General features: G+C 40.0%; 4 protein-coding genes. 1 reads left to right on the plus strand and 3 read right to left on the minus strand.

The features are described 5' to 3' along the window. Positions 1-69 precede the first annotated feature (69 nt). A complete protein-coding gene (locus PARC_RS07535; protein WP_010552590.1) occupies positions 70-2628 on the plus strand; it encodes an EAL domain-containing protein in 2559 nt (852 codons plus the stop codon). 76 nt (positions 2629-2704) lie between these two features. Here PARC_RS07535 and PARC_RS07540 read toward each other — a convergent pair whose 3' ends face one another. The 3 genes from PARC_RS07540 to PARC_RS07550 all read right to left on the minus strand — a co-directional run bounded on the left by PARC_RS07540 (position 2705) and on the right by PARC_RS07550 (position 13418). Further along, positions 2705-2908: a hypothetical protein gene (locus PARC_RS07540; RefSeq protein ID WP_010552591.1), complete on the minus strand. Its 204-nt coding sequence runs from the start codon at positions 2906-2908 to the stop codon at positions 2705-2707. A 171-nt stretch (positions 2909-3079) separates the two neighbouring features. Next, the gene (locus tag PARC_RS07545; protein WP_010552592.1) at positions 3080-4567 is read right to left on the minus strand and encodes a bifunctional 2-methylcitrate dehydratase/aconitate hydratase; all 1488 of its coding nucleotides are present in this window, start codon (positions 4565-4567) and stop codon (positions 3080-3082) included. A gap of 22 nt (positions 4568-4589) precedes the next feature. Then, a complete protein-coding gene (locus PARC_RS07550; RefSeq protein ID WP_010552593.1) occupies positions 4590-13418 on the minus strand; it encodes a glycoside hydrolase family 94 protein in 8829 nt (2942 codons plus the stop codon). Positions 13419-13800: the final 382 nt, after the last annotated feature.

The raw sequence follows: 13800 nt of genomic DNA on the forward strand, positions 1-13800 counted from the left end.
GTACTAATACGGCAGTTGCTTTACAGTTTAAGATCTTGGCGACTCAAATTAGAAGGTTACAACAGACTCATGCGGTTATCTCTAACTCAATCAGCAGCAAGTATTTTATATTTAGGCTTTATTCAGTTTTTTGTTGTTGTAGTAATTTTGGGTGGGTTGGAGAGTATTTTACTTGAAATACCTCTGATGCCTATAATTTCTATTAGTACCGCTTTAATATCGCTAGTTTTAGGCTCAATCTTAACTTTATTATTTAATTTTAAATTTTCAAAAAAAATTAAATATGTGACTCCTGTATTAGGCATTTTAGGATGTGCTTTTTTCTTAAATTTTCAATTGAGCTTATGGGGAGTCGTTGACGAAAAGTTTTTTTTAATTAGTGATAATCCATTTATTTCTGCTTTAAATGCCGTTATGGTTTTTTCTTTTTTCTCAGCGCTCATAATTAAAATTTTATGTTCTGCAACGATAACTAAAGGGGCTAAGTTTACCAAAGCAGTCATGTTTTTAGTTATCTTTACGGGTGTGTCTTTATGGTACGCTAGTGCAGTAAAAACAGTGAGTAGTGAAGAAGAAAAAGCACGAGAAAAAATAAGCTTAGTGGGGACAATGCTTAATAAAAACCTTGATGAGCATAAAAAGTCATTATCTCGGATTAAGTCGAGATTAGAAAAAGTGAGTCATGATAATTTTTTAAAGCTTGCCGCTGTTGATATGAAAAATTATGCGAGGGATTATAAAATCATCAAAGGGATGCTTATTCTTGATGAAAATCTTACGTTAGTTGAAGGTGACATATTTTCTAAGCAATTTATTTCCAGTGGATTTCTATCAAGTGATTCTGTAGTGAACTGGTTAAATACAACTACGGATGAAGTTAGATTTGCAGCTAATTCATTAACGTTGAAAACGAGTACGCCGACTATTATGTTTTCGATACCTATAAATTCAGTTACTGGCAGTAAGTATCAAGTTTTAGCTTTACTAGACATGAATTTATTAATTGAGAACAGATACATAGATTATCTAAATACGTTTGATGTATTTATTGAATTGACGCCTCAAGTTTACTTTTCTGTTAATGCTAAAAAGCAAAACGTATACGATTTAAATATACTATTGAGTTTATACAGTGACTATATTGTAGAAAAAGTCGATGTAATGGGCATTTTAAAGCACAATGTATATAGTTTTATTAATAACTACTCTGCATTAAAAGAAAGGGCAAAAGTCGAACAAATTATAATTTGGCTTACTTTCATCTTTATCTATATTTTTATACTCGCTTCAGACTCTTCATACCTACTAAAACAACAATCAAAAAAGCTGTTTAAAATGGCTAAATATGATGAGTTAACAGGGCTAATTCGCCGAGATGCGCTAGATGATGAAATAAACGCTAAACAGTCTAAGCAGGCCAAAGCGTTAAACTCACCGTGTGCAATGGTTTTTATAAACCTAGATGGCTTTAGTTCTATAAATAATAGTTTAGGGCATGCCATAGGCGATAAAGTTCTCAAGCTAGTTGCAAGAAGACTTAAAAATAACGCGCTGACAGCCGACTCAATAGCACGCTTTGGTAATGATGAGTTTATTCTTTATTACAGTAATATAAGTAAAGATAAACTAAGAGAAGAAATATCAGTATTAATAAGCTCTTTAGCAAACGTTTATTATTTAGAGGACGTTGATATTTATCTTACAGCCAGCGCTGGTATATCGATGTCTAAAGAAAGAGTAGGAAATTCAAAAGTACTATTACAGCATGCAGATATTGCTATGGACAGTGCGAAAACCCTTGGAGGGAATCAGCTTTGTTTTTATCATAAGCTAATGGATGATAAGCATAAAGAAATAGTCCACATTAGAGGAGAGCTTCAAAAAGCGCTTAAAGATGGTGACTTAGAAGTGTATTACCAACCAATCCATAGTTTATCTGATAACAAAGTGATTAGTGTTGAGAGTTTGGTGCGATGGAAAAGTAATGGTGCGTATATTTCCCCGGCTATTTTTATACCTATAGCAGAGCAAACGGGGCAAATATTAGAAGTTGGCAAACAAGTACTAGCACAGGTACTTAAAGATATGAGTAATACTGCGCAGTTAAAAAATATTACTGTGGCTGTTAATTTTTCACCCCAGCAATTACAGCTGCAAGGGTTTGTTGCAAATATTTGCCAATTAGTCTCTGATAAATGTATAGAGCCACATCGGCTCACCGTTGAAGTGACTGAAACAGTCATGTCAGAAAAAGGGGTTATCGAAGGCGTTCTTAGAAAGCTGATGGCTAAGGGCTTTAACGTTGCGATTGATGACTTTGGCGCTGGATATTCTAGCCTTTCTTACTTGTCGAGGCAGCCTGCTAATATTATAAAAATAGATCGGGAGTTCACGATTGGTGCTGAGCATGAGGGCCAAGAACGCGCTTTATTAGAAGGTATCATCAAGATTTGTACAGAGCTTAAAAAAATAGTGGTCATTGAAGGTGTTGAAAATGCTGAGCTGATCGCCTATTTATCTCGATTCAGCAGTATAAGGGTTCAAGGCTATTATTTTTCCAAACCAATACCTTTAAATAATCTTATTGATTATATTAATAGCCTAAATAAAACAAGTCATCATAAGTAAAACGAGAACAATCAATTATTACCTTACAACATGGATTAACTCGCCAGCTATGGAGTAATAACATAGCCACGAGCGTCTATCTTTTTACGGGGATATCATTTAATAGCTTTATGATAGCGCTGTTATTACCGAGTTTAGCTAAGTCTAACAGGTAGCTTTTTTCTAGCTCTTGCATTGACTGATCTGCTAATAATTCTTTTACCGATTGTTCTTCCCCATTTGCTATTGAAGTTTCTAAGGCTGCAAAGTTTGCAATTGAGTGTTTAATTTCATTAGTCATAATAAGTCCCGTTTGCTGTGTTTTGTTAAAGCTTCGTTTTAAAAAATATTTATATAAAACAATTGTATATTATAAGCTCGCTTTGTTAGTGAGCTATTTTATTACCTAAAAATAGCTCACTTAATTAAGCGAATTGGTATTACAGTATCACCGTACATACTGCAATTTAACTTATTGAATAACAAATAAGTCCATAAAGCTGTTTACTGGCGTATTTTCAAGCTTGGCTTGATCTTTACAAAGGGTAAATATGGTTTGGCATTTTTGGGTTGCAAGGCGTGTTGCTAAATTAGATTTGAATTTAAGCTCTAATAATGGAATGCCTTCCTCACGACGACGGCGATGACCCAAAGGGTATTGAACAACCACTTCTTCTGTTTTACTACCATCGTTAAAGAAAACTTGAATTGCATTGGCAATAGAGCGTTTGTCCGCCTCTAAGTATTCAGCTGTAAAGCGTTTATCTTCTAACACCTCCATTTTGTCGCGTAGTTTATCGATGATAGGGTGCGTGTTGTGAAAGTCGTCCTCATAATGATCGCTAGTTAAGTTCCCAAATGCCAAGGGAACAGCAATCATATATTGTAAGCAATGGTCGCGGTCAGCTGCGTTGGCAAGCGGTCCTGTTTTAGAAATAATGCGTATGGCTGACTCGTGGGTGCGGATCACTATTTTCTCAATATCGTCTAAACGCGACTTTACTTGAGGGTGCAAAATAACGGAGGCTTCTGCTGCTGTTTGCGCATGAAACTCTGCTGGAAAAGAAATTTTAAACAAAATGTTTTCCATTACATATGAACCGTAACCTTGGGAGAACGAAAACGTGCGCTCCGCTTCAGGCTTTAGTGCTTGGTCTTTATTAGTTTTGGAGAAAGAGACATCATAAAACCCCCATTGCGCAGCTGTTAATGCACTGGGTATACCCATTTCACCGCGCATTGCCATATCAGCTAAATAAACTGCTCTGGAAGTTGCATCGCCCGCAGCCCAAGATTTACGAGACCCAGTGTTTGGCGCATGACGATAAGTACGCAGTGCAGAACCATCAACCCATGCTTGAGATATGGCTGCCATTATTTGCTCTCTACTGCCCCCCATCATTTTTGTGACAACAGCCGTTGAGGCTACACGCACCAATAATACATGGCATAAGCCAACACGATTAAAAGAATTTTCTAATGCGATAACGCCTTGAATTTCATGCGCCATAATCATGGCTTCAAGTACGTCTCGCATAGTCAGGGGAGGCTGTGAATTTGCGATTCTGACTTGAGACAAGTGATCGGCTACAGCTAAAATAGCACCTAAGTTATCAGAAGGGTGCCCCCATTCAGCAGCTAACCACGTATCGTTGTAATCGAGCCAGCGGATGGTACAACCAATGTCCCACGCTGCTTTAACAGGGTCGAGTACGAGCGAGGTCCCTGGTACTCGTGCGCCATTAGGAACAACGGTCCCTTTGACAATTGGACCAAGAAGTTTGGTACATTGTGAAAACTTTAAAGCGAGCAGTCCACAGCCTAAGGTATCCATTAGACAATTACGTGCAGTGTTTAGTGCTTCTGCGCTTGATACTTCAAACGTTAATACATAATCAGCGATATCCTGGATAACACTGTCGTAATCTGGGCGAGTGTTATTATCTGTATTACTACTCATTTTGTATCCTTAATTCGTTTGTTTATATTTTACTTGGTTTCAATTTATTAGAAGTCACTGAGTAAACGCTTAGGTGAACTTCATGCTTTTGCTTATCGTTTTCAAGTGGAATATAAGTTGATTCAAGCGCCATACCGTCAAGTATTAGCTCACTTTTATTATGTTTTTCATCCCCTATAATTTGCTCAATTGTAATATGGTAACAGGTGCTCTCGAAGCGATAGTCGATTGAGTAGGTGCTCCAATCCTCTGGAATACACGGTGAAATGGTTAGCTTATTTCCTGTTCGTGTTACACCTAATAAAGATTCTATTATTAGTCGGTATAACCAACCCGCTGATCCGGTATACCAAGTCCAACCGCCTCGTCCAATATGCGGATCAACGGCATAAACATCGGCGGCTACGACATAAGGTTCGCCTTTATAGGTTTCAACTTGTCCGGCGTTTTTAGCATGATTTAATGGATTGATTATATTCATCAATTCCCACGCTCTTTTTTTGTCGCCTTGTTGAGAAAATGCCATGCTTGCCCAAATAGCGGCATGCGTATACTGCCCGCCATTTTCGCGCACGCCCGGGACGTAACCTTTTATATAACCAGGGTTCATTTTTGATTTATCAAAAGGCGGATTGAGTAATTGGATTAATTTATCATCGCTATTGACCAAATGCTGATACAAAGACGACATTGCTTGCGTAGAGCGCTCATTATTAGCTGCACCAGAGAGCACTGACCAACTTTGCGCTATTGAGTCAATAGTGCACTCTGGGCTTTGTGATGAGCCCAGCGCGGTTCCGTCGTCAAACCATGCGCGACGATACCAAGCGCCGTCCCATGCGTGTTTAGCTAGGTTATCTTGTAGTTTTTGTGCTTCATCGTCACAACGAGTAGCAAACTCTATATCGCCATGTAATGCAGCAATAGGTGAAAATTCTTGTAGTATTTTATATAAAAAGAACCCCAGCCAAACGCTTTCGCCTTTGCCGTGTATTCCAACAAGGCTCATACCGTCATTCCAATCTCCTGAGCCCATTAACGGTAAACCTTTTTCTCCAAAGTGTAAACCATGCTCAATTGCCAAGACGCAATGCTGATAAAGGCTCGACCTTGCTGCACTCACAGAAGGTAAGTCGTAATAGGATTCTTCGTCGTCTTTAAGGGGGCGACCTTCAATAAAGGGCATTAGCTCATCTAAAATAGTTATGTCATCAGTGCCTTTAATGTAACGACACGTAGCTAATGGTAGCCATAAATAATCGTCTGAACAGCGTGTTCTTACACCGCGCCCTGATGGTGGATGCCACCAATGTTGCACATCACCTTCGCTATACTGACGTGTGGCGCAGTACAGTATGTGATCCCTTAGTAATGAAGGCGAAGCATGTATTAATGCCATGGCATCTTGTAACTGATCGCGAAAGCCAAACGCGCCACCACTTTGATAAAACCCACTGCGAGCCCAAAAACGACATGCTAAAGTTTGGTACACAAGCCAGCCATTTGCTAATACATTCAATGCAGGGTCGGGGGTATTAACCTGCACACTGCCGAGTGTTTGCTGCCAAAAATCAGTGACTTTTTCGAGTGCAATACGTGCTGAACCGGGTTTTCTGAGTTTCAAAGCAAGCGTACTTGCTTGCTCTTTATTTTGCGCAGCACCGAGCCTAAAAATAATTGTGCGCTCTTGTTCACTTTGCAGTTCAAAAGGGACTTGAATTGCACCGCACGGATCGAGTGCCGCTCCTAAGTTGCCAGATAAATGAGTACGAGTCATTGCCTGGGGGTCGTGTAATGTTTTATTGCGACCAATAAACTCGCTACGGTCTCCTGTTAGTGTTCGTGACATATCATCAACGTCAAAAAAAGCAACTCTGCCACCAAACTCTGAGTTATAGGCATTAGAGGCAACCAATGCACCGCTCTTAGCATCAATTTCTGTTACAAGGTGTAGCGCTGTTTTAGAACGAAGATCGCCAAGTACCCATTCAACATAACCTGTTGCACTTAGGCGCCTGGTAGTTAATGAGTTGTTTTTAATTTTTAATACCGAGTATTTTACGGCGTCGAGTGTATCTACATACACACAAAGAGAGGATTCAATGCCGGTTTCACTGTGCTCAAAGGTACTATAACCAAAGCCATGGAGGGTTATATAGGGATTAGCCCCACGTTTTGGCATCGCACAAGGTGACCAAAATTTACCTGTATCTTCATCACGTAAATAAAAGGCTTCGCCACCAGATGAGCCTGTAGTGTCTGCACTCCACGGCGTTAAACGAAACTCATGGGCGTTTTCGCTCCACGTATAAGCAAAACCATTTTCGTCAATAACGCTGCCAAAATGTGCGTTTGCTAACACATTAACCCAAGGCAGAGGGGTTTGATTCGCTTCGGTGGTGGTAATAATATATTCGCGACCATCTTCACTAAACCCACCCAGTCCATTATTTAAAAGTAAGTTTTTTTGAGTATTGCCAAGCGCTTGATTGATTTTGGGATGTAATGCTTGAGTTGGGATTAGTCCCTTTACGTTTTTCTCTGCAAGCGTTCGACGGTTTACTTGCTCTGCCAATGTGCCACTTTGATCAATAATAATCCGCGAAACGGCTTGTAACAGTATGCGGTCTTCATTCGAAATTTGTTCTGCTGAGCGAACGAATATCCCGCCAGGGCGATCAATATAATGAGACTCAGTACCCGTTGCGATTAGCCCCATAATTTGGTCTTGCAAACCTTGTCGGTAACCAACTTGTTCTTCATTCCAAATGACTAAATCAGCGACAAGCCCTTTTAAGCGCCAATATGCATGGCATTGAATAAGTTGGCGGGCAATTTCAATATTATTACCGCTGGCTACTTTTAATAATATGATAGGTAAGTCGCCAGAAATTGAGTAGCCCCATAGTCCAGATTGTCCTCGACGATTTTGTATTAATACAGATGCGTTAGCCCGAAGAGTTGCATTGGCATACAAAATATACCCAGCCAGCTGCCGGTAGAGTTGAGCATCTGCTTCATTGGCGTTAATTTGGCGTAAGGTCACATCGCTATGAGTCCATGCTAAATCAAGTGCTCGATCGGTAATGTGATGATCTTGATATTTAGCAATTAACGCAAGGCAAGCCTGTCTACTTTGTGCCATACCCGTTATTACATCGAGTGTTACTACACTGCCAGCAAGTAAAGCCACAGGAGCACGAATAGCAACAATAGGATCAAGCACTGACCCTTGTTTAGCGTCAAGTTCGCCCATTTCTAGCATTGCTTGTGGTGAAACCAAAGAGCGACCTCTACCAATAAATTGCATGCGATCAGTTGTACAAGACAGGGTTCCGACTTTTGTTGTACTGCTATTTACGCGTGTTGAAAGTAAATGAAACATCCAAGGTGTTTTTTCATCAGCAGAGCGTGCACGACGAGTACATAAAATGGCATTGCCACATGGAAGTATTTCAGTTTGTACAAACAAATTACTAAATGACGGTTGCATAAGGTCGGCTGCAGGGTTTGCCATTACAACTTCTGCATAAGTGGTTATATCAATTGTACGGATATCGGGTGAGTGATTACTTAAGCGTATACGACGAAGTTCAATATCGTCCTCCGGAGAGACAACGATTTCAGTGTAAGTTTCTATATGTTGATCGCTTCGGCGAAACTCAGCGCGACCTTCAGAAAATGATGCGCTATACGACTGGGCTGGTTTTAGCGTTGGCTGGTGGGCTGCCGACCAAAAGTCGCCTGTGGCTGTATCTCTAATATAGACAAATGTTCCCCAATTGTCGCAAGTAGGATCCTCACGCCACCGTGTAACGGCTAAGTCGGTCCAGCGGCTGTAGCCACCTCCTGCATTTGTAAGCATTACATGGTAACGACCATTTGAAAGTAGCTGTACTTGGGGTGTTGGGGTAATGGCTGGAATAGGTGGATTAACCTTTATTTTTGCATGTTCAAATAACGCCCCGCTCTCTGCGTATTGGTCTATATGAGGTTGGAATATAGATGTTTTAGGCACGCGCTCTTGTAGTAATAGCAAAGCTGATTGCAGTAAAGGGTCTGATTCAAAGCGTTTTTGCATAGGCTGGTCAAGTAAATGATATGCCAATGCAAGTAAGCTCATACCTTGATGGTGAGCCATAAAGGAGCGAATGACTGCGCTTTTTTGATCTCTGGATAAACGGGCAGGGGTGTAATCTATTGCCTCATACAATCCGTAATGTCCCTCAAGTCCACTATCAGCTAACAGTTGAAGATTTTCGCACGCGGCTTGTGGGTTAACCATTAATGCCAATGCAGACGCGTAGGGAGCGATGACGAGGTCTTCTGATAAGCCTCGTTTTAGCCCTAAACCCGGTACGCCAAAGGCATGATATTGAAAATTAAGAGAAGCATCTACCGTATTGTATGCCGACTCAGATATGCCCCACGGTACGTTTTGTCTTTTTCCATAATCAATTTGTCGGGTAACCGCTGCACGGCAAGTCTGTTCAAGCAATGTACCGTCGTAGCTAGGCATAACTAACATGGGCATAAGGTACTCAAACATAGAGCCACTCCACGACACCAGCACCGGCTCGGCGCCAGCGCTGGTTAGTAGGCGACTTAGAGCGAACCAGGTTTGCTGTGGCAATTTACCTTGTGCTATAGCAATAAAACTGGCTAAACGTGCTTCAGATGCCAGTAAATCGTAAAAACTGGTGTCACGTCGATGCTCATCTACGTTATAACCAATAGCCAATAAATGGCGAGACTCATCATATAAAAATGCATATTCCATTTGTGCAAATTCAATCGCTCTGTTGGCTAATTTGTCACATTGCGAAATGCAATCTTTGGCAAGCTGTGTACTGGCTAAAGTATGAATACGTAATGAAGAAAGCCACTGAGTTTCGTCGGATGGTAATACCGATGATAAAAGCGCATCAATTGCGTTAATAGTGTCGGGGCAACGTTTAACTAATTGCTGCATTGTCAAAATATTAGAATCAAGAAATTGCAGTTTTAAGCTAACTGGCGGATTAGTTAGTTTGAGCCATGGCGAAAATAAATAGAGTTCGTTTAGGGTACGCTGGCATTGCCTTTGTAAGTCTTGAGTCCATACTTTATGCTCTTGCGACTTTGTATCTAAATCATTAGTAGCGTCTTGCTTTATATTCTCTAACAATATTCGCGCATTATTATTGAGTGTAATTAAGTGCTGTTCAACGTCATATAGATTTGTAGGCGCAGTGATACGAACAGCGTTAAGTATTGAGCTCATGGCATTAATAGCGGTATCGATAATATTGTTTTTATTTTGCGCTGAGTCTAATTGCAATGTTTTAAACAAGTTTGCCACAATAGCCAAAGTGATACTTATGCCTTCAAACATTTGTGGGTGAACAATAGGTTTAGAAGGGAGTTCTTTTAATGCTATTTGTAAAGTTAAAAGGTGACCGGCTAAGTTACCGCTATCTACTGATGAAATATAGCGCGGTGGCAAAGGTTGCAATGTTTGTGTGTCGTACCAGTTATAAAAATGCCCTTCGTGACGCTCGAGTTTATCGAGGGTATTAAAGCAATCTTGCGTGCGTTGAATTAAATCACTTTGTACAATAAAACCAAAATCATAGGCGCTAACGTTAGCCAGTAAAGACAGACCAATATTAGTAGGCGATGTACGGTGCGCAATAACAGGACCGGCTTCCTCTTGATAGTTATCGGGAATTAACCAATGATCGTCTGCAGTGTTAAAGTGGTCGAAAAAAGCCCATGTTTTACGGGCAATAGTTTGTAAAAATAATTGTTGCTTGTCGCTCAGTGGCGCTAAATTATCGAGTTTAGGCTCACTAAACCACCATGTTATAGCCGGTGATAAAAGCCATAATAAAAGTAGAGGAAATACAGCTAATATATTTGTAAAAGTTAAGTGTAAAGGGGCAAAGTAAAGTAGCGAAGCGATTAAAGTAATCGCAATAAATGGCGCAGTCCACATAGTGTAATAACTATTTATTAAGGCATTTACTACATGATTAGATTTATGATCTGTGACATGCCACTCTAATAAACGACGTTGAGTAAACAGCATTCGACCCGCACTACGTAATATTGCGGTTAAGTTAAACACAGCCTCAAAAGGTAAACATGCTAAACGAAAACCGATTTGAATAAGTTGACGAACAAAGCACTGTAAAACATCATGCAAATGATGGGACATCAGCATTTCTGCGGGTTTGCGCATCGACGAAATTAGCGCGCTCAGCAATGGCGGTAATAAATAAATAGCACTTATGGCAAGGGTCCATTTCAATGGATTAGCTGCTGTAAACCAACCTACCGTAAGTAATAAAAAGATTGCGAGTGGTTCGATACTTCGACGTAAATTATCAAGAATTTTCCAACGTGATAAAGGTGACAAAGGATTTTGACATTTATCGCTTCGAGTGTTTAAAACACGAGGAAGTAACCAGCGCACAATTTGCCAATCTCCTCTGATCCAGCGCTCACGCCGACACATATCAGTGTTGTAACGTGTAGGGTATTCTTCGTACAAGTGCACATCACTAATCAACCCCGAGCGAGCATAGCAACCTTCGAGTAAATCATGGCTGAGTATTTGGTTTTGTGGTAAACGGTTACCAAGTGTTTGTTCAAATGCATCTATATCGTATATACCTTTACCGATAAATGAGCCTTGTGAAAAGAGGTCTTGGTATACATCGGATATTGAACGCGTATATGGGTCGATACCCGGTTCTTCACCAAATAATTGCGAGTAACGAGAAGGGTTATGTCCCGATAGACTTGCTGCCATACGTGGTTGTAAAATGCCGTAGCCGCCTACAATACATTGTCTTTTTTCATCAAATCTTGGTTGATTTAAAGGGTGCGCCATGGTCGCAACTAACTGACGGGCACAATCTCGTGGAAGTTGTGTATCGGTATCTAAAGTAATGACATATTTAACTTTTTGTATAGCGTTAATATCACCGACGATAAGTTCAAATGCATGTTCTATTGGGTTTCGAAGTAGTGCGTTTAGATCTGATAATTTTCCGCGTTTACGTTCAAACCCCATCCAAATTTTCTCTTTTGGATTCCAGGTTCGTGGGCGATGCAGTAAAAAAAAGCGACTTTCTTGCTGTAAAAGAGAAGGCTCTGCATATTTGGCATTAAGGTTTTCTATACCAAGGCGTACTTGCGATAGCAACGCTTCGTCTGTGGGGAGTGTTTGTTGCTCTGCATCAGTAAAGTCGGTCAGTAGAGCAAAGTGTATATGTTGATCGCGATTACCTAAAAATCTAACTTCGAGTACTTCTAATAACTGCTCAATACCTATAGAGCTGGTAAGCATTGTAGGGATTACTACGAATGTTTTATTTTGCGCTGGCATCCCTTTTGAATAGTCCATTCTGGGTAATCGTTGTGGGTCGACTAGCAAGGTAACTATCCAGTTTACGAGTGCTGAGGCTAATTGACTTGCTCCGAATAAAGTTAAAATTATTAAAAGAATAAACTGCCAGTGAGGTATGTTATCAGGAACGACCATAGCCATAAAAGAGGCACTAATTAGGGCTGTTAAGGATATAATTGCTCCTAAATAAAGTATTAATGTTATACGCTTGGCTTGCGAAAATAACGTTTTCAAAATAGACGTTTTTACTGTTATGCGCTGCTTTAATTGCGTAATACCTTTATCAATTAAATAGTAGCCTACATGGTTAGGCGCAAGCGTTGTGTTTGATATTGTTTGGGCTTGATCAGCCTGCTGGGCTAATTTTATTGCTTTTTTAGCTATATCGACTTCTGAAAATGAGCTTCGCTTAGCGAGTTGATCTATGATTTTTCTGTAACTATCTCGCGTGATAAAGTCCATATAACCATACACACCTTCTATATCTTGGCGCAAAATGTGTTCTACAGCGCTATGATCTTCTACAAAATCCGCCCAGTTCATCGCGGTCAACCAGCGTAAGCTACTAATGTTATTGCTAATTGAGACTTGATCAGCGGCTTGTTGCTGATTCTCTTTTTGTACTAGTTGTTCTATGGTTAAACTCGAATCAGCTAGTTGTTGTTCAATCCAAGTAAGGGGAAGTGCTAATGCCGAACCATGCCCTTGTAATAAACGAGTTAGCTCTGCTACAAAAGCGCTTTCCATAGGAGGCTTTGAGCGTGCCATGTCGGCAATAACTAAAATTAAACTATTAGGGTCTTGCTCAGCAATTTCTAACATTTGATTAGCCCACTGTTGGGCTAGATTTAGGTGCTGGCGTGCGATTATGATACGTGTACTTACGCGTTGTAGGTTTTCAATTAAGGCTAACCTTAGCATAATTGGAATGGCCCAGAGTTCACCAAGGTTAAGCGTTGTTACTGTTTGATACGCGGCTAAAAATTGCGCTAGAATTTCGCTATCTACACGTCCGTCGCCATGGGAAATTACATTTAACGCAATATCATAAACTCGCGGCATACCTAAAGAGGCACCTTGCTCTAAACGTTGCAGTTCCTGACTATAGTGCTTAGGTAAATGAAGCCGAGCGGTACGAATTTGCTCTTCAATAAGATAAAAATTATCGAGTAACCACTCACCAGAGGGCACTATAGGCTGCTTTGCTTTAACGGCAATGGTTAATAAACTATTGGCTTTAATCAGTACTTTTTCGTTTTCGTCTAGGCGCTCAAGTAGCTGATCTTGAGTGTTTTTAGCATCTAAAATATGACTTTTTGCTAGTGATTTTGCATGTTTTTCCATTTGTTCAGCACTTAAGAGCTCTGATCGAATGGGGATTTGTTCTTTTTGGGGAGCTGATTTAAGCCAAGGGAAAAATGGCGAAAGGATGTTGATAAGCTTATTTTTATTCATCGTGGTAAATACTTGAGACTAAACGTCGTAGTGAAGATATTGACGGTTAAATTTATCACTGGATTTAAAAAAAGATGTTTTAAATTATTTTGGTTATTAGAGGTGAGCAAGTAATCATTAAAAATATTCATAAAGTTTATCTTATTGTTGAATACATACATCAACATATAACAAGCTTCGTTAAGGGTCGGTTCGTCAACACACATAGTTTAATAGTAGAGTTCTATTTTGTGTTTTATAACAGTGAGTTGTCGCCATGTTATGGTGTGGATTATCTTTAAATGTCATCAACCATTATGCATATATATCAACTAAAGGCAGATAAATTTAGACTATGTGTGTTAGCGTACATATTCGCCTTGTTATATTGAGTATTTTATTA

Origin of the sequence: Pseudoalteromonas arctica A 37-1-2, from assembly GCF_000238395.3 — a bacterium.
GTDB classification, from domain to species: Bacteria; Pseudomonadota; Gammaproteobacteria; order Enterobacterales; family Alteromonadaceae; genus Pseudoalteromonas; species Pseudoalteromonas arctica.